Raw genomic sequence first — 23,075 nt, forward strand, 5'->3', positions numbered from 1 at the left:
CGATGATGTTGGTGCAAGGCTTCGGGTATTCTCAACGCGCCCGAATTGGCAGCATCGAGTTGGAGTAAGCAGAGTCTTGCTAGGACTTCGACGCTTTGGCCAGGAAGGCGAAACTAGTTGGCCCACACAACAGACCGCGTCCCTTAACATTGACGGGTTTGGGTGGTTTCACCCTACCTAGGTGTAGGGCAAAAACGATTTGATCAGCGTTTGTCTTCCTCGACTGCCGTATTGGGGGGGCAAAAAAAAGCGCGAAAACACTCGACAAAACCCTAACTAACCACAATTAACACCGACCCTACCACAGGCATCGAGACTGCTGGACCGCTGTGTCTCACCCTAGTGTTGGCTACACGCCGCCGAATTTCACGCCGGGCCGAGAATGGCCTTAGCGGCATCGACGAAGCCAGACGATGTGTCCCTCCCTGTCAGCCGCTTCCAGAACCCTACGCGCGGTGGGTTCAGTCGATCGTTCATCGCAAGAGCGGCGAGACAGCACTCTTTTGCGAAACGAGAATCCTTTAACATCTTGGCCGTCAGCTCAATGTCTCGTTGCATCTCGTCAGGCGTAAGTTGCCCGGCCAACCCCGGTTCTCGCACCAGCATGTCGTCGCCGATGCCAGGCTGGAACCGGCCAAGCGCTCCAGCAAGGAAACAAAAGGCTTCTGCTTCTGCTCTGTCGGGACAATTGGCGATGGTGTTAAGCACCGCGTAGAGAATGGTCGCTTTCGGGAATGGCAGCTTAGTTTCATCGCGGAACGCCACGCCGTCCATACTGCCGACCATACCAGCAAAATACTTGGCGATCAGGGGCTCGGCTTGTCGATGCCGCTCCTGCCTCTCGTTTTCGGTTTCAGTGCTGGCCAATATCGCCTCCTACTTCTTCGAGTAACCAACACTAGGCGCGCGTTTAGCCAACCACCTTATCGAGTCGACCTTCAGGATCACCGCGGGCACCTGGGCGTGATGTTTGCCGGTGCTCCGTTCGACCTGCAACCCTCGGTCCATTGCGTTCTCCAAGGATGAATTAGCGCCCTCGCGTTCAAGACGCTTTAGCCTGTGGATGGCTGCAATCCGGCGGCACCGGCTAATCGGCACCATCCGGGTCATAGCTTGCCCGGCGTGCTAGGACTTCTTCTTGACCGGGACGAAGTTGGGTGCGGAGCTGCACGCAACGACCATCTTGCATCGAACTGGCTTACCAATGTGAGTAAGCTCTTTTTTGGTAAGCTGACCGTTGAGGTGGAGGCTGTGCGGCGCTGTATCGAAAATGGTCGAATGCGATGCAGCGGCAGTTCGTGTATCGGAATATCGCTTGACCCGTATTGCGATACACCCAAGGTATCGATGCACCTATTCGATACAGGAGACGAGCAATGTCTCGCGTCTTTGCATACTGCCGCGTTTCGACCGCCGAGCAAACCACCGACAACCAAGTGCGAGAGATCGCGTCTGCGGGCTTCCTAGTGGAAACCAGCCGGGTCATTTCTGAAACCATATCCGGCTCTATCGCGGCAATGGAGCGCAAGGGCTTCGCTCGACTCGTGGACAGGTTGGAGAGCGGAGACGTGCTGATAGTCACGAAGCTCGATCGCTTAGGGCGCAACGCCATGGACGTCAGGGCGACCGTTGAGAAACTCACTCGTGAGGGAGTCCGAGTGCATTGCCTTGCGCTTGGGGGCGTTGACCTGACCAGCGCGGCGGGGAAGATGACGATGGGTATCATCGGGGCCGTGGCGGAGTTCGAACGTGACCTACTGATCGAGCGCACTCAAGCTGGGCTGTTACGAGCTAAGGCACAGGGAAAGGTGCTCGGACGTCCATCGTCACTGTCGCCGGAACAGCTGGCTACGGTGCGTGCCAGAAGAGCTGAGGGCGTCTCACTCGGGATGCTCGCAAAGCAGTATGGCGTCAGCCGTGCTGCAATCCAGCGGGCGGCAAAACGCGACTGATACTTCTTGTCTCAGCGAACTGCCTCGCTGGGGCATACCGTGTGAGACAGCATTGGGTGTGGGTGGCGAAAGGTTGGCGTATCGACACACTCAAACCTCGATGTAAGATGAGACCATCGGGGGTCTGCAATCGTGTCCTTTCAAGAACTCGCTGAAGAATATGCCACAGCCGTGCGGATCGCCGCGAGAGCTTCGGTTGACGCCGAAGAGGAAGCACAGCTTACAACTCCGGTCAGCGTCTTGTTGTCCGGAGTGGCAGCTGAAGCAGGTCTGGGAAATCTAAGGTTTGTGCGAGAAACTCGGCTCGAACAGACCCGACCCGACTTCGCCGCAGTCCTATCCAATGGGCCTAGAACTCAACAAAAGGGTTTCGTAGAACTCAAGGCGCCATCGGTGTCGGTCGACACGGCAACGTGGACAGGTCGGAACGCGCGTCAATGGGAACGGATGCGTGTTGACGCTGAGATACTGATCGTCTGCAACGGTGTATCAGCACAACTCTATCGTGATGGGCAGCCGTCGGGTGACCTAGCTCACTTACCCTATAGCTCGCCGGGTTCATGGGAGCCTGCTTCACTAGTAGCGCTCCTGCGCAGGTTCATTGATATGACGCCCACGCCAGTCGTGGACGTAGCCTCGCTCTCGCGGCGGCTTGCGGTCCGCACTGCTGACCTGCGAGACCGACTACTTTGGCTGCTTCAACAACAGGACGAAGCTGGGCGGCTTGCTCAGGGGAGTCTGCGAGCGTGGCGCCGCCATGTTTATGCTCATGCGAGCGAGCGGGATTTCGCAGACGGGATCTCACAGGTCATCGCGTATGGGATGACCCTCGCCGCACTTTCCGCGGATCACGTAGACCATGATGACGACGGATTAATAACGGTTGCCGAGGCACGTGCTGCTATCCGCGTTTCAAGCCCGGTCTTAGCGGCGGCATTTGCGCCTCTCATCGATCGACCCGTGCTCGCCGACGCAGTTCAAGTGGAGCTCGGTGCTCTAGAGACTCTTATAAGCGCGGTCGATGCGCAGCGGGTGAACCGTAGCGCTGATCGGCGTGGCGATCCTTGGCTCTATTTCTACGAAGATTTCCTGACCGTCTATGACCCTGAGGAGCGTCGACAGGCGGGGGTGTATTTCACTCCGATTGACGTCGTCCGCGCAATGACGCGGATGACAGATCAGATTCTTGTTGAACGCTTCGGCAGACGCCTTGGCTTCGCCGATCCTCAAGTGGTGACCCTCGACCCAGCGACTGGAACTGGGACGTTCCCATTGGCAGTCATCGAGAGCGCTGTCAGGCGAGCTGTCCAAGCAAGGGGACCAGCCGGTGAGCCTCAAGCTGCAGCCAATCTGAGCCGCAATCTTCACGCATTTGAACTGCTACCAGGTCCATACTCGGTCGCTCATCTACGTATCACCCAAAGGCTGCGAGCGCTGTCGAGCGGTGAGATAGGTGCGGCCCGTGTTGTCTTAACAGATACTCTTGAGTCACCGCTGGGCGGATCCGACCAACACGAGTTTTTTGGCGACGCTGAGACGCTGGCACAGGAGCAAGAGCGCGCGCGTCAAGTCAAGTTGGACCAGCATGTGACCGTCGTTATCGGTAATCCCCCATATCGGCGAGTAGAACGGCAGTCCGAGGGACGAGGCACGGGCGGATGGGTGGTTGACGGTCGCGTGCCGGGGCGCACCGATGAGCGGAGCCTCTTTGCTGACATCTACGACGTTGCAAATGCCAACACGATCTTCAGTCACATCGCCAACCTCTACAACCTCTACGTCTATTTTTGGCGATGGGCGCTGTGGAAGGCGTTCGAAGCTCATGGCGACGGCCCAGGAGTAGTCGCCTTCATAACGGGCTCAAGTTGGTTGACTGGGCCAGGATTTATCGGGTTGCGTCAACTGGTGCGCGAGCTTTGTGATGAGGCTTGGGTTCTCGATCTGGGCGGGGATAATCGGGGCGCCCACCCTGAAGAGAATGTGTTCGCAATCGAAACCCCTGTGGCTGTGGTCATATTGGTTCGCGACGGTGCGACCGACCGGAGCAGGCCGGCACAGATTCATTACCGGCGTATCCGGGGCACTACGGAACAAAAGCTCACAGCGATGCGTGAGTTAGCGGACTCTGAGTCTCCCTTGACTGGCGAATGGATCGAGCCAGCAACTGATTGGTTTGCGCCATTTGTTCCTTCTACTGGCGATGCGCAGTGGGCGGCGTTGCCATTGCTGTCAGACATCTTTCCTTGGCAGCAACCGGGGTGCAAGTTCGGCCGCACATGGCCGATTGCTCCTACGATTGAGATGCTAGAGGCGAGGTGGCGCTCATTCGCCGCGGCGCCCATCTCGGACAAGCCCGACCTCTTCTTCACGGCCAGTTCTGGCCGAAACATCCACACCTCAGTTGGTCGGTTAGGTCGCCTCGCCGATACAGATGCTGAAACGGAGCATCAGCCAATCTCCCGCTACGGTTATCGTAGCTTCGATCGGCAGTGGGCGTTTCAAGACCCGCGGTTGACCAACCTCGAACGGCCATCTCTCTGGCAGAGTGTATCAAACCAACAAATCTTCATGTGCTCGTTACTCACGGGCCGCATTTCGTCCGGACCGGCACTGACAGTGTCCGCACACGTCCCAGACCTTCACTTCTATCGTGGAAGCTATGGGGGCAAGGACGTGATCCCGCTATATCGCGACGCCTCCGCGAGAGTTCCAAATATCACAGCAGGGTTTCTAGACGCGCTCGCCACAGAGATAGGCATTCCGTCCCCGTCTCCTGAAGATATGGCATCGTATGCTTACGCGATCCTGAGTTCGCTGGCTTACCAAGAGCGGTTTGCCGGGGCACTTGAGACGCCCGGACTCAGGCTGCCAATCACGACAGACGCCGACCTTTGGCAGGAGGCAGTTGATCTCGGAGGCCAGCTACTTTGGCTCCATACCTACGCCGAGCGCTTCCAAGACCCGTCTCGCAATCAGGGCACTCATGTTCCCCAAGTGGAAGGTGTTGAGTGGGCACAACCAGTTACGACTATTCCGGCTGACCCAACTGCAATCGTCTATGACCCAGACGCACAAGAGTTGCGGGTCGGCGACGGGTTGATTTCTGGCGTCCGGTCGGACGTCTGGGATTTCAGCGTTACAGGAATGCAAGTTATCCAGAAATGGTTGGGTTACCGGACTTCTGCTCCCCCAGGGCGAGCTTCAACCTCCAGCAGCGCATTAGACCGCATGCGACCAAGCGATTGGCCGGATGAATGGAATGATGAGCTACTCGATTTGGTTCGGGTGCTTACGAGAACCCTCGACCTGCAACCGCTCGCGAGCGACCTTCTAACTCGCATATGTGATGGTCCGCTGGTTGACTCCGAGAGCTTGCCCACTCCCAGCGATCGAGAACGTAAACCGCCAGCAACGGAGCACGCACCCACGTTCGACTTCGGATGATCCACCGGGGGTATATCGCGCGCCTACGACGCCCACTGGTCCATCGCTGCCTCACCTGATCGAACTAGCTCCCAAAGGCGGCGAGCCTCTGTTCGCAGTGCTTGTGATGTTGCGAGACGGTTGTCCGGCAGCGCAGATGTTGGCGCATCGGCATTCTTGAACGCATAACTGATCGCTTCATGATTGAAGAGCGGGTTGTAGGACTCTCGCGTCCAGACGTTGGGTCGCTGATCGATGCCGTTGAACACGTTAGCACGTCTCGTATGACCGGACGCTCGCCGGAGCACCTTTCGCAAATGCTTCCGACCAGCCGCGATTTCCGCTGTAAGCAAGTCTGTCTTATCTCGCAGGCGCTCGAAGGGTTTACGCGATCTACCGTCCGTAATGCTGTCGAGTGAGACGCGAGGCACCTCGATCATGCCATGTGCGTGTGGCCTGACTTGGTTTTCCCCGCTGGCATCCAAATCCTCCATAACGAACAGATACCAAGGGGTTTGAGGGAACTCACTTAGGCTGCGCGTAAGACGGTCGCGAAGGTAGACCTTCAAGTCTGCCCCTTGGGATTCCAGATGCAATCGTAACTCATCATGCAGTCGGAGCCGCAGCTGAAGGTGTGGACGCTCCGCTAAAGCCAGACCTGCCAACTGAGCCTTCATCCATGGAGACAGGGACCTCCATTGAGGCAGCTTTCGATTGTTCTTGGTTAGAAGAGGTAATCCGCCTCTCCTGTAACGTATATATAGGAGACTACCCGATAATAGGGGGCGCCGGCGGTTGCGCGGGATCATCCCAGCGCGGTAGGTATCCATCAGTTTTCGCAGAACTTTTTCCTCGCGCTCGATCTGGGGATCGCGAAGAACCAGTTCCAAAGTCGCGTCGACTTTTTGTCGTCTCACTCGAAGAATCACTCTCGGAGGATTGGGGGAGGCACGGCAGCGAGCGACAGGGTTGCTACATCAAGTGCTACAATCCGCTGCTACATCGCACTTCCAAAACCCGCAGAAAACCGCAGTTTTTGGAGATTGGCTGGGGCGGCAGGATTCGAACCTGCGAATGCCGGTACCAAAAACCGGTGCCTTACCACTTGGCGACGCCCCAGCAGACCGCGCCCCTATAGCGGCGCGGTCGCGCTTGGGAAGGCCTCAAGGGGCCATGCGCGCTTCGCTGGCGTCGGCCAGGATGACGCTGAACAGGCCATCGACGTCGGTCCAGGTTTCGCGCGGACTCCAGCCGCCGGCCAAAAGCAGCGTGGCGGCGCTGCGGGCATCGAACTTGTGGCTGTTCTCGGTATGGATGCTCTCGCCCGTCGCCATCGTGAAATCCTTGCCGGCGACCGTGAATGCGATGTCGCGCGCCGCGACCAGGTGCATCTCGATCCGGGCCAGCGTATCATTCCAGCGCGCTTCGTGGTGCAGCGCGTCGACCGGTATGGTGCCGCCAAGCTCGCGGTTGATGCGGCTTGCAAGGTTGAGGTTGAACGCGCCGGTAGTGCCGGCAGCGTCGTCATAAGCGGCGACCAGCACTGCGGGATCCTTGATCCGGTCCATGCCGATCAGCAGCATCGCGTCGTGACCAAGCGTGCCGCGCATCGAGCGCAGCAGGTCGACCGCGCTGGGCGGGACCATGTTGCCGATGGTGGAACCGGGAAAGAACCCAAGCTTGGGCAGGTCCGAAACGCCTGGCGGAAGCAGCACCGGGCGGGTAAAGTCGGCCTCCACCGGCACGACCGCGAGGCCGGGAAAATCGGCCGCCAGCGCCGCTGCCGAGGCGCGCAGGAAATCGCCCGAGATGTCGATCGGCACATAGGCCGCGGGATCAATGCAGCGCAGCACCAGCGGCGTCTTCATCGAGCTTCCCGAACCGAATTCGACCACCGCGCGGCCGGGCCCGATGGCGCTTCCCATGTCGGCGCAATGGGCCTCCAGGATGTGGACTTCGGTGCGGGTCGGGTAGTATTCGGGCAATTCTGTTATCGCCTCGAACAGCTGCGAACCGGCTTCGTCATAGAACCAGCGCGCGGGGATCGCCTTTTGCCGCTGGCCGAGACCGGCGAGGACCTGGGCGCGAAAGGCGATGTCGACCCCGTCTTCGTCGCGGCTGACGAGCGCCAGGCCCTGGGCGATTCCGGCATCGGCGTTCATGTCATGTCCTTGGCAAGCCGCAGGCCGGTGAATTGCCAGCGCTGGTGGGGGTAGAAGAAGTTGCGATAGCTGGCCCGGCTGTGCCCGCGCACAGTGGCGCAGCTGGCACCGCGCAGCACGGCCTGGCCCGACATGAACTTGCCGTTGTATTCGCCCACCGCGCCCTTGGGCGCCTGGAAGCGCGGGTACGGCAAGTAGGCCGAGCGGGTCCATTGCCAGCAGTCCCCGAACAGCCCGGCCGAACCGAGCGGGTGCACGGGCCCGGCATCGTCAAGCTGGTTGCCGCCCGCCGGATCGCTTCCTTGCGCGGCGACTTCCCATTCGAACTCGGTCGGCAGGCGGGCGCCGGCCCAGGTGGCGAAGGCGTCCGCTTCGAAAAACGAGATGTGCGTGACCGGCGCGTCAGGCCGCCGCGGCTGCCACCCGGACAGAGTGAACTGCTCGTCACCGCGCCAGTAGAGTGGCGCCGTGATCGCTTCCGCTTGAACCCAGGCCCAGCCGTCGGCCAGCCACAGCGACGGCGCGGCGTAGCCGCCCTCGGCGACGAACTGCGCCCAGTCGGCGTTCGACACCAACCGGTCGGACAGCGCGAACGGTTCGAGCAGGACGCGGTGTGCGGGACCTTCGTTGTCGAAGGCAAAGCCGCTGCCCTCATGGCCGACACGGGCGATGCCGCCGGGATGCTCAGTCCAGCCGGGCGTGGGCACCGGCGCCGAAGCATTGCGATCGTCGGCAGGCTCCGGCCACACCCCATCGCCCAACGGGTTCTGTGCAAAGGCGTGCTTGATGTCGGTCAGCAGCAATTCCTGGTGCTGCTCCTCGTGCGCGATGCCAAGCGCGATCAGGCCGGCGAGTTCCTCGCGCACGAGCAAAGGCTCCATCGCCGCGTCGACGGCATGGCGCCAGTCGGCAATGCGGCCGAGCGCGGGACGCGAAAGCAAGCCGCGCGCGCCGCGGGCGTGGCGCGGCCCTTCGGCTTCGTAGTAGGAGTTGAACAAGTAGCCGAAACGGTCGTCGAACGGGCGATGGCCCTGCACGTGATCGCGCAGCAGGAAGGTTTCCCAGAACCAGGTCGTATGCGCCAGGTGCCACTTGGCAGGCGAGGCATCGGGCATCGACTGGATAGTAGCGTCAGCGTCGCTGAGCGGAGCGCCGAGGGCCAGGCTGCGCGCACGGGTAGCGCGGAAACGCTGCGCAAGGTCCGCTGCCGGGCGCGCGGCAGGCTGCGGTGACGGGCTCCCCATACGTCCCAAAACGGTGAGCCGTGCGTTTGTTCCCGTCAAGCCGGGTTGCATGCAGTGCCGCGCGCGCCGACATCGGCGGTCGATCGAGGAAACAATCATGCGCGCACGGCAGGCTTTCATCGAGACGACGGGCGGACCCGAGGTGATCCGGTGGCGCGACGTCGACCTAGGAGCTCCCGGACCGGGGCAGGTCCTCGTGCGCCAGGAAGCGGTCGGCCTCAATTTCATCGACGTTTACCACCGCTCCGGGGTCTATCCGGTCGATCTGCCCGCACCGCTGGGGAGCGAGGGCGCCGGGGTCGTCGAAGCGGTCGGCAGCGGCACCGAGGGCTTTGCGGTGGGCGACTGCGTCGCAACGATCGGACCGCGGCGCGGCGCCTACGCCAGTGCGCGCATCGTTCCGGCGGATGAGCTGTTCAAGTTGCCGGACGCGATAGACACGCGCACCGCTGCTGTCGCGATTCTCAAGGGGCTGACAGCGGAAATGCTGGCGGAGCGCGTCGCCCCGGTCGCGGCAGGCGAATGGGCCCTGGTCCATGCCGCAGCCGGCGGGGTCGGGCAGATCCTGCTGCAATGGCTGAAGGCGCGCGGCGTGCGCGTGATCGCCACCGCCGGCAGCGACGAGAAGCTGGAACTGGTCCGCCGACTGGGCGCAGACGCGGCCATCCCCGCCGACGCTGCGGACCTTGGCGACCAGGCCCGCGCCCTGACCGGCGGCGAAGGCGCGCGGGCCAGCTATGACGGGGTTGGCAAGGTGACCTGGCAGCACTCGCTGCGGGCGACCGGGCGGCGCGGCATCATCGCGAGTTTCGGCAACGCCAGCGGCCCGGTGACAGGCGTGTCGCTCGGATCGCTGGCGCAGGCCGGGTCGCTGTTCGTCAGCCGCCCGACCTTGTTCGATTACTATCGCGATCCCGCCGATCGAACCGCCGGCGCCGACAAGCTGTGGAACATGATCGCCGGCGGCAAGGTCAAGGTCGCGATCGGGCAGACCTATCCGCTCGAGCAGGCGGCACAGGCGCACCGCGACCTGGAAGCGCGCATGACGAGCGGATCGACCTTGCTGCTGCCCTGACGGCGGTCAGGCCGCGGCCTTGCCGCGGTCCTGCGCCTCCAGGTTGAGCATCTCCGCCAGCAGGAATGCGAGTTCCAGGCTCTGTGCGGCGTTGAGGCGCGGGTCGCAGTGGGTGTGGTAGCGATCGGCCAACGCGCTGTCCGAAATGGCAACGGCACCGCCGACGCACTCGGTCACGTCCTGGCCGGTCATTTCGATATGAATGCCGCCGGCGTGTGTACCCTCGGCGCGGTGGACGGCAAAGAAGCCGCGCACTTCCCTGAGAATGCGGTCGAAGGGACGGGTCTTGAAGCCGCTCTCGGCCTTGACGACGTTGCCGTGCATCGGATCGCAGCTCCAAACCACCGGGTGGCCTTCGCGGGTCACCGCCCGGACGAGCGGCGGAAGCCCGGCCTCGACCTTGTCATCCCCGAACCGCGCGATCAGCGTGATCCGTCCGGCCTCGCGCCCCGGGTTGAGCACGTCGAGCTGGCGCAACAGTTCCTCGGGCTTGAGGCTGGGCCCGCATTTGAAGCCGATCGGGTTGCCGACCCCGCGCAGGAACTCGACATGGGCGGACCCTTCGAAGCGGGTGCGATCGCCGATCCACAGCATGTGCGCACTGGTATCGTACCAGTCGCCGGTCAACGAATCGCGGCGGGTCATCACCTGCTCGTACGGCAGGTGCAGCGCCTCGTGGCTGGTGAAGAAGCTGGTGCCCTGCAACTGTGGCACGGTCGCGGGATCGATCCCGCAGGCCTCCATGAAATCGAGCGCCTCGCCGATGCGGGTCGAAACCTCGGCAAAGCGGGCAGCCCACGGGCTGCGCCCCATGAAGTCCAGCGTCCATTGGTGCACCTGGCGCAAGTTGGCGTAACCGCCGTTGGCGAAGGCACGCAAAAGGTTCAACGTCGCCGCCGACTGGCTGTAGGCGCGCATCAGCCGCTCGGGATCGGGGATTCGCGATTCCGGCGTGAAGTCGATCCCGTTGATGTTGTCGCCCAGGTAGCTGGGCAGCTCGATGCCGTCCTGGACCTCGACCGGGCTCGACCGCGGCTTGGCGAACTGACCCGCCATGCGTCCGACCTTCACAACCGGCTGCTTGCTGGCAAAGGTCATCACCACGGCCATCTGCAGCAGCACGCGGAAGGTGTCGCGGATGTTGTTGGGATGAAATTCGGCGAAGCTCTCGGCGCAGTCGCCGCCCTGGAGCAGGAAGCCCTTGCCGGCGGCGACTTCGGCCAGGTCGCGCTTGAGCGCGCGCGCCTCGCCGGCGAACACCAGCGGCGGGAAGCTTTCCAGCTGGTGCGTCACCCGGCCCAGCGCGGCGGCGTCGGGATAGCTTGGCAGATGCCGGGCTTCCTTGGCTTTCCAGCTGTCCGGGGTCCAGTTGCTTGCCACGCCGCGCTCCTTGCTTCGCGGCCGCCCATAGCGCCGGGCGGCCCGCGATGCAAAGAAGCGCGCCTTCAGCGGCTGGCAGCGCCGCTTTTGCCCGCCGCCGGCATCACCTGTAGGCGCCAGCTGTCACCCGGCTTGAGGAACCGCGCCGCCAGGGCCTGGATCTGCTGCGGCGTGACCTGGGTATAGTCGCGCAGCAGCGAACCGACCGCGGCATAGCGGACCGGATCGCGGGTGCCGCCCTCGACCTGGCCCATGAAGAACGCGCTCGAGGTCGCGGCGCGGTTGAGCAACTGCTTGAGCGGTTCGGTAACGCGGGCCAGTTCGTCGGCACTGGGCGGCTTGGCGGCCAGGTCGGCCGCTATCTCCTGCGCGGTCTGGTAGAACACCGGCACGCTTTTCGGGTCGATCTGCGCAAGGGCGGTGATCGCGCCGCCCTGCGTCAGTTCGTTCGGCCAGCTCGAGAACACTTGCGGCGCATAGGACGCGCCGAGCTTCTCGCGCAGCGAATCGAGCAGGCGGTTGGAGAACACCTGGCTCAGCACCTCGAGGTTGCGCGAAATCCGCGCGCCCTCACCCGCCGGTCCGACGCCGCCGCCGGTCGGCCAGGCGATCAGCGCCGCGGCTTGCGACGGGTCGCCGTTGTGCGTCAGCGTGACCGGCGTCTGCGACGGCGCCGGGGCGCCGCTGGCGAACGGCGGTTCGCCCAGCGGCAGCGGACCGCGCGGCGCCAGCGCCCCGAACGAGCGGTTGAGCGCGGCGACCGCATCCTCGCGCTTGAAGTCGCCGAACACCTGGACCTCGATCGGGCCGCTGGCCAGGATCGGGGCCCACGCGGCCTTGAAGCCCGCCGGGGTGGCGGCATCGACCTGCGCGGGTGTCGGGATCGCGTACCGCGGATCCTTGCCATGCTGGTAGTAGGCCAGGTCGCGGTCGAGCACGCCGCGCGGGCTGGTGCGATAGCCGTCGTAGGCCAGGTTCAGCGCCGCCTTGGCGCGGTTGACGGGATTGGGGTCCCAGCGCGGCGTCGCGAACTTGGCGGCGAACAGGTACAGCTGGTCGGCCAGGTCCGCCGGGCGGGTGTCGGCGGAGAAGTTGAAGTCGCCGTCCTCGATCGTGAAATTGAAGCCCATCTTGCGCCCGGTGGAGATCGCGTCGAGCTGCTCCTGTCCCAGCGAGCCGACCCCCGATCCGACCAGCGCCATGTCGCCGAGGCGGCCATAGACCGCGTCCTGCGGGCGCAGCTCCTGCCAGCCGGCGCCGAAGCGCACCTTGACCGTGACGCGGCCCGGCTCGTCGACCTGCGGCCACAGCATCACGCGCACGCCGTTGGCGTAGTTGAGCTGCTCGATCCCGAGCAGGCCGGTCTGGATCGTCTGCGCCGGCGCGGTGGTCGGCCCGATGGCGGGAAGCGACGCGAACGAAACCGGCTTGGCGCTGACCCGCGCGGTGGCGTCGGCGCGCACCGGCGCCAGCAGCGCCGCGCGCAGGCTGGCGTCGGTCGCCTCGCCCGCCTGCGGGGTGATGTAGAACGCCCGGATGACCGGCCCGGCGAACAGCGTGCGGGTATGCGCCAGCACCGCTTGCGGGGTCATCAGCGGCTTCGAGCGCTGGTAGATCGCCAGCACCGTTTCGGGGTTGGCGACGGTTTCGCGGATATCGACCGCCTGGACCATGTCGTCGGCCAGCTTGGACCCGGGCTGCAGGCGGCGCTGCTCGACCGAGCTTTCGTAGGCGACGTTGATTTCCGCATATTCGCGGTCGATCTCGGCCTGGGTCGGCGCGGCGCTGCGCGCGTCGGCGATCACGCCGCGAACGTCCGCCAGCGCCTTCTTCCAGTCCGCGCCCAGCGGCGTTACCTGGACCGAGGTCATGTCGACCGACCGGCTGAGCTTGTCGCCCGAGACGCTGGCGGTCAGGAACGAGCCGCCGGCGCGGGCCCGCGCTTCGAGCCGGCGGTTGATGATCGCCTGGGCAATCTGGTCGAGCATCAGGCCCTGGTTGTAGGCGATGTTGTCGGTCACCTGGTTCCACGGCCGGACCACGGCATATGTCAGCGAGCGGGGCACTTCGGGTTCGACCAGCACCTTGGTCTCGCCCACCGGGTTGGCGGCGCTGGCGCCGGCCGGCGCGGCGGGAACGCCGAACGAGGGCGCCCTGGCGGCCGGGCCGGTGCCCTTCCAGTCGGCGAAATACTTGCGGATCGTGGCCGCCAGCACTTCCGGTTCGGCATCGCCGACCGCTACCACAAGCGCGTTCTCGGGCCGGTACCAGCGCTCGTAAAAGGCGCGCACGCTGGCCGGGGTCGCCGCCTCGAGCGCCTCGGTCGTGCCGATCGGGGTGCGGTCGGCCAGCGGCTGGCCGGCGAAGAAGGTGCCGTATTGGGCGTTCTGGATCCGCTCGGCGGTGCCGCCGCGCTCGCGCTTTTCGGACAGGACGATCGGCACGTCGGCCTTGAGGCCCGAGGCCGACAGCGCCGGCGCTTCGACCATGCCAGAGACCAGCTTCATCGCCTCGTCCAGGGTCGCCGGTGTGGCGCTGGGCAGGTCCAGCTTGAAGGTCGTGCCGGTGGGCGTCGTTTCGGCATTGGTGTCGCTGCCGAACGTGGCGCCAAGGCGCTGGAACGCCGCGATTGCCTGCCCGTCGCCAAGGTAGCGCGACTGCCGGAACACCGCATGCTCCAGCAGGTGGGCATAGCCGCGCTCGCTGTCGCGCTCATACAGCGATCCGGCGTCGATACGGACGCGGATCGAGACCTGGCCTGGCGGCACGCCGTTCTTGCGCACAGCGTAGCGTACGCCGTTGGGCAGTTCGCCGAACACCCACTCCGGGTCCTGGGGAATGTCGCTGCCGCGGTAGAGCCACGGCACGTCGGCCCCGGTGCCGGCCACCACCGGCGCGGCGGCCACGGACTGCGGGCCGCTTTGCGCCAGGACCGGCGCGGCAACGAACAGGAGGGGAAGCGTAAGGGCGATGCGCCGGGCGGCGCGGGTAAGCGATGGCATGCCCCCGCTATAGGAAGCGCCGAGGTGAAGGGCCAGTGAATAGGCCGCCCGTCACCCCGGCGCCGGTATGCGGCAATCCTGTCAGGGCTTGGCGGGGGTGGCGGGCGCCGGGGCAGCCTGCTGGGCGCCCTGCTCGGCGGCGGCGGCCCGCATCGCCTCGATCTCGGCGCGGGTCTTGAACTCCACCAGCTCGACCTGGAAGACGAGGTCGGAATTGGCGGGGATCGGCCCGGCGGCCTGGTCCTTGTAGCCCAGCGCGGCGGGAATGCAGAAGCGGCTGATGGCGCCGCGCTTCAGCGTCAGCAGGCCCTGGGTGAAGCCGGGGATGACCTCGCTGACGGCGAGCGGCTGCTGCATGCCCTGGTCGAAGACCTGCCCGGTCGACGCCAGGTAGCCGATGTAGTTGATCAGCACGACGTCGTCGGCCACCGGGCTGGCGCCGCTGCCGGGGCGCAGCGGCTTTACGCCGAGCCCGGTCGCGGTCCGGGCCGGGCAAGTGCGCTGCGCGGCCGGGACGACCGGCTGAAGGGGAAGCGGAATGATGTCCGACGGGGTGGCGGCGGCCGCGAGCGCGGCGAGGATGGCAAGGCTCATCGCCGCGCCTTAAGCGCGGCGGGCCGCCTACGCCACTGAAATAGCGGCACTTGCCGCCGCCGTGCGATTCCTTGCCTGCCGTTTGCTTGACCCCGCCCCCGCGGCGCCTACATGGCAAGGCATGTTCATAGAGACCGAGACGACCCCGAACCCGCAGGTGCTCAAGTTCCTGCCCGGCGAAACCGTGATGGCCGCCGGCACGCGCGAATTCACCAGCCCCGAGGCGGCCGAGGCGAGCCCGCTGGCCGAGATGCTGTTCGCGCTGGGCGACGTGTCGGGCGTGCTGTTTGGCCGCGACTTCGTGGCGGTCACCGCCGCGCCGGGCGTTTCTTGGAGCGACCTCAAGCCGCTGGTGGTGTCGGTCCTGCTCGACCATTTCGTCAGCAAGGCGCCGCTGTTCGCGTCGGGCAGCGCCGATTTCGCCGTTCCCGCCGAAGTCGACGAGGCCGCCTATGACGATGCCGATGCCGATCCCGACGTCATCGCCCAGATCAAGGACCTGATCGAGACCCGGGTGCGCCCCGCGGTGGCCAACGACGGCGGCGACATCATCTACAAGGGCTTTCGCGAAGGCGTCGTCTACCTGGCGATGCAGGGCGCCTGTTCGGGCTGCCCGTCGTCGACCGCCACGCTCAAGCACGGCATCGAGAGCCTGCTCAAGCACTATGTCCCCGAAGTCGCCGAAGTAAGGGCCGCCTGACGATGTCCGAACCGCTCAGCGATACCGCGCTCGACCAGCTGTTCCGCACCGCGCGCAGCTATAACGGCTACCTCGACAAGCCGGTGTCGGCCGATCAACTCCGCGCCATCTGGGACCTGGTGAAGTTCGGGCCGACCAGCGCCAACGTGCTGCCTTCGCGCATCGTCTGGTGCGTCAGCGACGCGGCCAAGGCCCGGCTGGCCGCCTGCGCCAGCGATGCCAACAAGCCCAAGATCGAAAGCGCGCCGGTCACCGCCATCATCGCGATGGACCTGGAATTTCCCGATCACCTGCCGACGCTGTTCCCCCACGTCGATGCCCGCCCGTGGTTCGCCGACGAGACCGTGCGCCAGACCACCGCGATGCGCAATTCGTCGCTCCAGGGCGGCTACTTCATCCTGGCGGCGCGCGCGCTGGGCCTCGACACCGGGCCGATGAGCGGGTTCGACAACGCGGCGGTGGACGCGGCGTTCTTTGCCGATACCCCGCGGGTGAAGTCCAACTTCATCTCGACGCTGGGTTACGGCGATCCGGCCACGATCTTCGGCCGCCTGCCCCGCCCCGACTTCGACCTGTTCAACACCATCGCCTGACACGCGGGCGATGCGGACGCTGGCAATCGATTGCGCGACCGAGATGTGCTCGGTCGCGCTGTTCGATGATGGCGCGCTGATTGCCGACGACGCGGCGCTGCTGGGCCGCGGCCATGCCGAAGCGCTGGTGCCGATGATCGCGGCGCTGCCGGGCAGGGGCCGGGCCGATCGGATCCTGGTCGCGCGCGGGCCGGGCAGCTTTACCGGCGTGCGGATCGGCCTGGCCGCGGCCCGGGCGCTGCAACTGGCCTGGGGTGCGCAGCTCCTGGGTTATGCCACGCTGGCACTCGTCGCGGCGCAGGCGCTGGCGGGCCATGATGGCCCGGTCGACGTGGCGATGACCGCCGGCCACGGCGAGTGGTTCTTCGCGTCTTTTGCCGCCGACGGCACGCCGCTGGGCGGAATCGCATCGCTTTCGCCCGAAGCTGCCGCCGCCGCCAGCCGCGCGCCGCTGATCGCCGGAACCCAGGCCGCGGCATTGGTGGCGCTGCGCGGCACCGGCACCGCGCTGCCGCTCCACCCGCTGGCGCGCGACGTGCTGTTGCTTGGGGCCGGCCGTCTGGGCGCCGACCTGTCGCCGATCTACGGCCGCGGGCCCGACGCGCGACTGCCGGCATGAGCGACGACATCGACAAGCTGATGGCGGTGATGACCGCCGCGTTCGATCCCGCTTACGGGGAGGCCTGGACCCGCCGCCAGATCGAGGACGCGCTGCTGCTGGGATCGTGCGACTACGCCCTGGTCGGCGCCGATGGCGCTTCGCCGCAGGGCGAAGCACTCGCGGCCGGGTTTTTCCTCTCGCGCCATGCCGCCGACGAGTGCGAACTGCTGTTGCTGGCGGTCGACCCGGCGCAGCGCCGCCGCGGCCTTGGTGACGCGCTGATGCACCGGTTCGCGGCGCAGGCGCGCGAACGCGGTGCGAAGCGCCTGCTGCTGGAGATGCGCGCCGGCAACCCGGCAGAGGCGCTCTATCACCGGCACGGCTTCGTGCATGTCGGGACGCGGCCCGCGTATTACCGCGGCGGCGAGGGAAGTCGCATCGACGCGAGGACTTATGCGCGCGAACTGGATTGATTTCGTCGGCGATAATCTTTCGAATACTCAAAGAATCGGAATCGGCACTGTCGCGCTTGTCCCCGCAAGCGAAAATTCGTATAGTCCGCGAATACAGCGCGTTCATTCAAATCGTAAAGACGATGGCCGCGCTTTAACGGGTTCGCTTCTGCTTCAAGGATTACCAACAATGGATGACATTCAAGCCGACACGGCCGAGATGCTGATTACGCTCACGTCCGACATCGTCGCCGCCCACGTCAGCAACAACAACGTCGCGGTCGAAGACGTGCCGACGCTGATCACCACCGTCTACGGTGCGCTCGCCGGCCTGGGCAATGCCGCGCCGGAGCCGGAAAAGATGCCTGAACCGGCCGTCTCGATCCGCTCCTCGGTCAAGCCCGACCACATCGTCTGCCTGGAAGACGGCAAGAAGCTCAACATGCTCAAGCGCCACTTGTCGACGTATCACGGGATGACGCCCGATGAATACCGCGCGCGCTGGAACCTGCCCGCCGACTATCCGATGGTCGCGCCCAACTATGCCGAGAAGCGCCGCGACCTGGCGGTGAAGATCGGCCTTGGCCGCAAGCCGGGCCAGAAGCGCGGCCGCAAGCCCAAGGCATAAGCGGCTCCCATCGCGGTTGAAGATTCGCCTCGCCGGGTTACTATCCGGCGAGGCGTTCTTTTTTTCGGGCTTCCAGTCGGATTTTATCCTTGCAGCAAAAGATCGATATCGAAGCGCTGTGTGCGCAGCGTGGGCTTCGCATCACCGAGCAGCGCCGCGTCATCGCGCGGGTGCTGTCGGACAGCGACGATCACCCCGACGTCGAGAAACTGCATGAGCGTGCCGCCGCCATCGATCCCAAGATCTCGATCGCCACGGTCTACCGCACGGTCCGCCTGTTCGAGGAAGCCGGCATCCTCGACCGCCATGATTTCGGCGACGGCCGCGCCCGCTACGAGGCCGCACCCGAGGCGCACCACGATCACCTGATCGACGTCGAAAGCGGCAAGGTGATCGAATTCGTCGATCCCGAGCTGGAGGCGCTCCAGCGCCAGATCGCGGAAAAGCTGGGCTACCGCCTGGTCGACCACCGCATGGAGCTTTACGGGGTCCGCCTCGAACGCGGCCAATGATGCATCTGCGCATCGCCGGCCGCCTGGCGGCGATGCTGGTCCTGCTGATCGGCTGCGTGGCGCTGTATTACCTCTGGCGCCTGCTTCCGGGGCGCAATCCTTGGCCGCAGAATTTCCTGGGCGCGATGGCGAAGCTGGCCGGGGTCGAGGTGACCGCGATCGGAACCCCGGCGCGGCGCGCGCTGTTCCTGGCAAACCACGCCAGCTGGATCGACATTCTTGCGCTCGCCGGGCGCACCGACACCGCTTTCGTCGCCCATTCGGGCCTGGCCGGTCACGGCGCGCTGAAGGCCCTGTGCGACATGAACCGCACCGTCTTCATCGCCCGGCATGACCGCGCATCGGTCAGCGAGCAGGTCGGGCAGGTGCGCGCCGCGATGGCGGACGCCAAGCCGCTGACGATCTTTCCCGAGGGCACGACCAGCGATGGCACGCACTTCCTGCCGTTCAAGTCATCGCTGCTGTCCGCCATCGATCCGCCGCCGCCCGGCGTCGCCATCCAGCCGGTCCTGCTCGACTACGGGCCCGGGGCCGCCGACGTTGCGTGGCTGGGCAGTGAGCCGGGCCCGGCGAACTTCTTCAAGATCCTGGGCCGCCCCGGCCCGACCCGGCTGACCATCCACTTCCTGCCGCCGCTGGCGGGCGAGGCGCTGACGAACCGCAAGACCATCGCCGCTGCCGCCGAAGCCGCGGTCCGCGATGCCTGCGGCGCCGCCCGCGCGCTTCCCAACCCGGCGCCGCTGCGCTAGGGGCGCAGCCCCCATGTCCGACGCTGCCCAACCGATCGCCCCGCCCCGCACCTTTCGCGTCACGAGCTTCGGCTGCCAGATGAACGTCTACGACGGCGAGCGCATGGCCGAGCTGCTCGGCTCGCAAGGGCTGGAGGAAGCGGCCGAGGGCGAGAATGCCGACCTCGTCGTGCTCAACACCTGCCACATCCGCGAACGCGCGGCCGAGCGGGTCTATTCGAACATCGGGCACCTGAGCAAACGGGGTCGCCGCGCCGATGGCAGCGCGCCGCTGATCGCGGTTGCCGGCTGCGTCGCCCAGGCCGAGGGCGAGGAGATCATGGCGCGCGCGCCGGCCGTCGGCCTGGTGGTCGGCCCGCAGGCCTATCACCGCCTGCCGGCGCTGCTGCGCGAGGCGGTCGAGGGCCGCCGCGCGGTCGATACCGAGATGCCGCCGCAGGCCAAGTTCGCCGCCCTGCCCGCCCGGCGCAAGGTGGCGCCCAGCGCCTTCCTGACCGTGCAGGAAGGGTGCGACAAGTTCTGCACCTACTGCGTGGTGCCATATACCCGCGGCGCCGAAATCTCGCGGCCATATGCCGACCTGGTGGCCGAGGCGCAGCGCCTGGTCGAGGCCGGCGCGCGCGAGATCACGTTGCTGGGCCAGAACGTCAACGCCTGGAGCGGCGAGGACGAAAAGGGCCGCGCGGTCGGCCTGGCCGGGCTGATCGACGCGCTGTCGGACATCGCCGGGCTCGCCCGGATCCGCTACACCACCAGCCATCCCGCCGACATGGACACCGCCGCCGGCAAGGCGCTGATTGCCGCGCATGGCCAGAACCCCAAGCTGATGCCGTTCCTGCACCTGCCGGTTCAATCGGGCAGCGACCGGGTGCTGAAGGCGATGAACCGCAGCCACGATGCCGCCGGCTACCTGGCGCTGCTCGACCGGTTTCGCGCCGTACGCCCCGATATCGCGCTGTCGGGCGACTTCATCGTCGGCTTCCCGGGCGAAACCGAGGCCGAGTTCGCCGAGACGCTGAAGCTGGTGGACGCGGTCGGCTATGCGCAGGCGTTCAGCTTCAAGTATTCACCCCGCCCCGGCACCCCGGCGGCGACGATGGCGGCCCAGGTCGCGCCCGCGGTCATGGACGAGCGCCTGCAGCGCCTCCAGGCCGCGCTGGGCCGCCACCAGCATGCTTTCAACGCCGCCAGCGTCGGCAAGCGCTGCCACGTCCTGGTGGAGCGAAAAGGCAAGCTGCCGGGCCAGTGGCTGGGCAAGACGCCGTGGCTGCAATCGGCCCATTTTTTCGCCGATGCCGCGATCGGCGACCTGGTCGAGGTCGACCTGGTGGAAGCGGGTCCGAATTCGCTGGCGGCGCGCCCCGTCTAGCCGGCCGGCGGGTCGGCCGCGACCGCCTTTTCGGCGTCGGCATAGGCCTTCATCGTGGCATCGTGCATCGCCGCTGCGCCGGCCCCCGGGCCAAGCCGGTAGAACCCGCGCAGATAGGCGCGGTCGAACGTGGTCAGTTCGGCCGGCGGGCTGGCATCGGCGTCGAACAGCGACAGGATCGTTTCGACCCCGTGGCGGTCGGCCGGCGCGTCGCGCAGCGGCGCCAGCAGCCGCATCGAGGCGTAGTCGGCGATCTGCCCCGCGGTCTTGCCCTGCGTCGCCGCGCCTTCGATCAGCACGATCGACCCGGTGACATCGGCGCGGATCGGCGACACCAGCCGCCCGCCGGCGTACTGGTTGTTCATCTTCACTTCGGCCTTGCGTCCGCCGATGTCGATTTCGCCGGTGGGAAGCGGCCGCCCATCCACGCTGCGCACCTCGGTGGCGTGCCAGGCATAGACCGGCGAGGTGCCGGCGAAGACGCGGTCGACCTCGTAACGCAGCATCGTCTCGAACAGCCAGGGCTGTTCCTTGCGCAGCCGCTCTACCGCGCCGCGGCCGCCGCGAAATACGCCCAGGAATGCGTTGGCCTGGCACCCCGGCTTGGCGATGATCACCCCGGCGCTGCGTGCATTGTCGGCTATCCGGTCGGCAATGATGGCGGCAACGTCGGCCTGGATGCCGAACACGCGCAGGCACAGCGGCTGGTACTGGCGCGCCAGCGGCGTTCCCGCCGGCGGCGGACTCGTAATCGCCTTGGCCAGGCTGGCGGCACGCAGGCGTGCCTTCTCGCGCTCGCCGGTGACGACGATGGCATCGTCCTGGGCGTGCAGCGCCTGCCAGGCGGGGGCGCCGAGCAGCAGGGCGGCCAGGGCGGCGGAAAGGATTCGCTTCATCGGCAGGTGTTTAGCCGCGTCCGGCGGGCGCCGCCAGCGCGCGTTCCACGTCCGTTTTCCACCACGGTGCGGCGCAGCGCCATTGCGCGGCGCGATGCGCGCCCTATCTCGGTCGGTGCCGGCGCTGCGGCCTTTTCCCGCGCCGCCGCCGAAAGGAGCACCATACCCGCTTCATGGCCCGCAAACCCGCCCGCGCCTATGACGAGGCGCATGTCCAGGCCGCCCCGCTTGCCGAAGGCCGCCGCCGCGCCCGCACCGAACTGGTGTTCGACGAACCCGCCGTCCTGGGGGCCCTGTTTGGCCAGTTCGATGCCAACCTGGTGCAGATCGAAAACCGTCTGGGCGTGTTCATCGGCGCGCGCGGCAACCGGGTGCAGATCGAAGGGCCCGAAGAAGGTGTTGCCCGCGCGCGCGAAGTGCTCAAGGGCCTGCACCAGCGGCTGCTGCAAGGGCAGGACCTGGATACCGGCGCGGTCGAGGCGCTTATTTCGATGAGCGCCGAGCCCACGCTCGACGGCATCATCACCGGCAGCGGCGACGCACCGCCGATCATGATCCGCACGCGCAAGAAAACGATCGTGCCGCGCAGCGCGACGCAGATCGAATACATGCGCGCGCTGGCCAGCCGCGACGTGATCTTCGCGCTGGGGCCCGCCGGCACCGGCAAGACCTATGTCGCGGTTGCCCAGGCGGTCAGCCAGTTGATGACCGGCAGCGTCCAGCGCCTGGTCCTGTCGCGCCCGGCGGTCGAGGCGGGCGAGCGGCTGGGCTTCCTGCCCGGCGACATGAAGGACAAGGTCGATCCGTACCTGCGCCCGCTTTACGACGCGCTGTATGACTGCATGCCGCCCGAGCAGGTGGAGCGGCGGCTGGCCTCGGGCGAGATCGAGATTGCGCCGATCGCCTTCATGCGCGGCCGCACGCTGGCGGACAGCTTCATCATTCTGGACGAGGCGCAGAACACGACGAAGGAACAGATGAAGATGTTCCTGACCCGCTTCGGCCAGAACAGCCGCATGGTCGTCTGCGGCGATCCCAGGCAGGTGGACATTCCCGGCGGGCCGAGGATGAGCGGCCTTAACGACGCGGTCGGCCGGCTGGAAGGCATCGACGGCATCGCGGTGACGCGTTTCAGCGCCGCCGATGTCGTTCGCCACCCGATCGTGGGCCGCATTGTCGAGGCTTACGAGGGCGGCGAGGCGGGCGAGGACGGCTGAGCCGATGGACCTCGACGTCGAGATCGAGACCGGCTGGCCGGGCGATACCGACTGGGCTGAGCTGGCCTTTCGCTGCGGCGAAGCCGCCGCCGCGGTGGCGCCCGAGCTGGCGCCGGCGCGGCTGTCCGCCAGCGTGCTGCTGACCGGCGACGACGCGGTCCACGCGCTGAACCGCGAGTGGCGCGCCAAGGACAAGCCGACCAACGTCCTGTCGTTCCCGATGCTGGAGCGCGCCCAACTGCTATCGCTGGCCGCCGACGGCCCCGAGGAGATGCTGGGCGACCTGGCGCTGGCGCTGGAAACCTGCACGCGCGAGGCTGCCGAAAAGGGCGTGCCGCTGGCCGATCACGCCGCCCACCTGATGGTCCACGGGCTTCTCCACCTGGCCGGCTACGACCACGAGACCGGCGAGGCCGATGCCGCGGCGATGGAGGGGCTGGAGATAAAGGCGCTTGCGCGGATGGGCCTTGCCGACCCATATGACGACCGACCGGGCGCCTGACGCGCGGGCGGAACGGGGCTTCTG

Annotated in this window: 21 protein-coding genes and 1 tRNA gene; 13 read left to right on the forward strand and 9 right to left on the reverse strand. The window is 66.1% G+C overall.

The window, feature by feature from the left end:
- Positions 1 to 366 precede the first annotated feature (366 nt).
- On the reverse strand, positions 367 to 867 hold the full coding sequence (locus ACOYW6_RS07230) for a hypothetical protein (protein ID WP_423140657.1): 501 nt from the start codon (positions 865 to 867) through the stop codon (positions 367 to 369).
- A 509-nt stretch (positions 868 to 1,376) separates the two neighbouring features.
- Between ACOYW6_RS07230 and ACOYW6_RS07235 the strand changes: the two genes are divergently transcribed.
- On the forward strand, positions 1,377 to 1,952 hold the full coding sequence (locus ACOYW6_RS07235) for a recombinase family protein (RefSeq protein ID WP_423140658.1): 576 nt from the start codon (positions 1,377 to 1,379) through the stop codon (positions 1,950 to 1,952).
- 822 nt (positions 1,953 to 2,774) lie between these two features.
- Positions 2,775 to 5,396 (forward strand): type ISP restriction/modification enzyme, encoded by a 2,622-nt coding sequence (locus ACOYW6_RS07240; RefSeq protein ID WP_423140659.1) that lies wholly within the window; start codon positions 2,775 to 2,777, stop codon positions 5,394 to 5,396.
- 23 nt (positions 5,397 to 5,419) lie between these two features.
- Here the strand turns inward: ACOYW6_RS07240 and ACOYW6_RS07245 are convergent, their stop codons facing one another.
- The 4 genes from ACOYW6_RS07245 to egtB form a co-directional block, all read right to left on the reverse strand.
- Positions 5,420 to 5,944, reverse strand: a complete 525-nt coding sequence (locus ACOYW6_RS07245) for a hypothetical protein (protein ID WP_423140660.1) — start codon at positions 5,942 to 5,944, stop codon at positions 5,420 to 5,422.
- A gap of 475 nt (positions 5,945 to 6,419) precedes the next feature.
- Positions 6,420 to 6,494, reverse strand: a tRNA-Gln gene (locus ACOYW6_RS07250).
- Between the two features lie 44 nt (positions 6,495 to 6,538).
- Positions 6,539 to 7,537 (reverse strand): L-histidine N(alpha)-methyltransferase, encoded by a 999-nt coding sequence (gene egtD, locus ACOYW6_RS07255; RefSeq protein WP_423140661.1) that lies wholly within the window; start codon positions 7,535 to 7,537, stop codon positions 6,539 to 6,541.
- Entirely contained in the window at positions 7,534 to 8,781 is a 1,248-nt protein-coding gene (egtB, locus tag ACOYW6_RS07260) for an ergothioneine biosynthesis protein EgtB (RefSeq protein WP_423140662.1), read from the reverse strand. Before egtB ends, egtD begins: the two co-directional genes overlap by 4 nt.
- 97 nt (positions 8,782 to 8,878) lie before the next feature.
- On the opposite strand from egtB, the gene ACOYW6_RS07265 reads away from it, so the two are divergent.
- The gene (locus tag ACOYW6_RS07265) at positions 8,879 to 9,856 is read left to right on the forward strand and encodes a quinone oxidoreductase family protein (protein WP_423140663.1); all 978 of its coding nucleotides are present in this window, start codon (positions 8,879 to 8,881) and stop codon (positions 9,854 to 9,856) included.
- Positions 9,857 to 9,862: 6 nt separating this feature from the next.
- On the opposite strand, the gene ACOYW6_RS07270 is transcribed toward ACOYW6_RS07265, so the two are convergent.
- The 3 genes from ACOYW6_RS07270 to ACOYW6_RS07280 form a co-directional block, all read right to left on the reverse strand.
- Positions 9,863 to 11,236, reverse strand: coding sequence for a class II 3-deoxy-7-phosphoheptulonate synthase (locus ACOYW6_RS07270; protein ID WP_423140664.1), 1,374 nt, complete (start codon positions 11,234 to 11,236; stop codon positions 9,863 to 9,865).
- Between the two features lie 65 nt (positions 11,237 to 11,301).
- Positions 11,302 to 14,238, reverse strand: coding sequence for a M16 family metallopeptidase (locus ACOYW6_RS07275; protein ID WP_423140665.1), 2,937 nt, complete (start codon positions 14,236 to 14,238; stop codon positions 11,302 to 11,304).
- Positions 14,239 to 14,319: 81 nt separating this feature from the next.
- Positions 14,320 to 14,832 carry an FKBP-type peptidyl-prolyl cis-trans isomerase gene (locus ACOYW6_RS07280; RefSeq protein WP_423140666.1) on the reverse strand — a complete coding sequence of 171 codons (513 nt, stop codon included), beginning with the start codon at positions 14,830 to 14,832 and terminating at the stop codon, positions 14,320 to 14,322.
- A gap of 121 nt (positions 14,833 to 14,953) precedes the next feature.
- Here ACOYW6_RS07280 and ACOYW6_RS07285 point away from each other — a divergent pair, with 121 nt between their 5' ends.
- The 8 genes from ACOYW6_RS07285 (at position 14,954) to miaB (ending at position 20,436) form a co-directional block, all read left to right on the forward strand.
- Positions 14,954 to 15,532 carry a NifU family protein gene (locus tag ACOYW6_RS07285; RefSeq protein ID WP_423140667.1) on the forward strand — a complete coding sequence of 193 codons (579 nt, stop codon included), beginning with the start codon at positions 14,954 to 14,956 and terminating at the stop codon, positions 15,530 to 15,532.
- A gap of 2 nt (positions 15,533 to 15,534) precedes the next feature.
- Positions 15,535 to 16,125, forward strand: a complete 591-nt coding sequence (locus tag ACOYW6_RS07290) for a malonic semialdehyde reductase (RefSeq protein WP_423140668.1) — start codon at positions 15,535 to 15,537, stop codon at positions 16,123 to 16,125.
- Positions 16,126 to 16,135: 10 nt separating this feature from the next.
- A complete protein-coding gene (tsaB, locus tag ACOYW6_RS07295) occupies positions 16,136 to 16,744 on the forward strand; it encodes a tRNA (adenosine(37)-N6)-threonylcarbamoyltransferase complex dimerization subunit type 1 TsaB (protein ID WP_423140669.1) in 609 nt (202 codons plus the stop codon).
- Positions 16,741 to 17,199: a GNAT family N-acetyltransferase gene (locus ACOYW6_RS07300; protein ID WP_423140670.1), complete on the forward strand. Its 459-nt coding sequence runs from the start codon at positions 16,741 to 16,743 to the stop codon at positions 17,197 to 17,199. Before tsaB ends, ACOYW6_RS07300 begins: the two co-directional genes overlap by 4 nt.
- Positions 17,200 to 17,368: 169 nt before the next feature.
- Positions 17,369 to 17,806, forward strand: a complete 438-nt coding sequence (locus ACOYW6_RS07305; RefSeq protein ID WP_423140671.1) for a MucR family transcriptional regulator — start codon at positions 17,369 to 17,371, stop codon at positions 17,804 to 17,806.
- Between the two features lie 89 nt (positions 17,807 to 17,895).
- Positions 17,896 to 18,318 (forward strand): Fur family transcriptional regulator, encoded by a 423-nt coding sequence (locus ACOYW6_RS07310; RefSeq protein WP_423140672.1) that lies wholly within the window; start codon positions 17,896 to 17,898, stop codon positions 18,316 to 18,318.
- Entirely contained in the window at positions 18,315 to 19,067 is a 753-nt protein-coding gene (locus ACOYW6_RS07315; RefSeq protein ID WP_423140673.1) for a lysophospholipid acyltransferase family protein, read from the forward strand. The genes ACOYW6_RS07310 and ACOYW6_RS07315 overlap by 4 nt, the downstream gene beginning before the upstream one ends.
- A gap of 13 nt (positions 19,068 to 19,080) precedes the next feature.
- Entirely contained in the window at positions 19,081 to 20,436 is a 1,356-nt protein-coding gene (miaB, locus tag ACOYW6_RS07320) for a tRNA (N6-isopentenyl adenosine(37)-C2)-methylthiotransferase MiaB (protein WP_423140674.1), read from the forward strand.
- Here the strand turns inward: miaB and ACOYW6_RS07325 are convergent.
- On the reverse strand, positions 20,433 to 21,332 hold the full coding sequence (locus ACOYW6_RS07325; RefSeq protein WP_423140675.1) for a hypothetical protein: 900 nt from the start codon (positions 21,330 to 21,332) through the stop codon (positions 20,433 to 20,435). The two genes, miaB and ACOYW6_RS07325, sit on opposite strands and share 4 nt — an antisense overlap.
- A gap of 173 nt (positions 21,333 to 21,505) precedes the next feature.
- Here ACOYW6_RS07325 and ACOYW6_RS07330 point away from each other — a divergent pair, with 173 nt between their 5' ends.
- On the forward strand, positions 21,506 to 22,549 hold the full coding sequence (locus ACOYW6_RS07330; protein WP_423140676.1) for a PhoH family protein: 1,044 nt from the start codon (positions 21,506 to 21,508) through the stop codon (positions 22,547 to 22,549).
- Between the two features lie 4 nt (positions 22,550 to 22,553).
- A complete protein-coding gene (gene ybeY / locus ACOYW6_RS07335) occupies positions 22,554 to 23,051 on the forward strand; it encodes an rRNA maturation RNase YbeY (RefSeq protein WP_423140677.1) in 498 nt (165 codons plus the stop codon).
- Positions 23,052 to 23,075: the final 24 nt, after the last annotated feature.

It is taken from the genome of Parablastomonas sp. CN1-191, from assembly GCF_049354825.1.
Taxonomy (GTDB): domain Bacteria; phylum Pseudomonadota; class Alphaproteobacteria; order Sphingomonadales; family Sphingomonadaceae; genus Novosphingobium.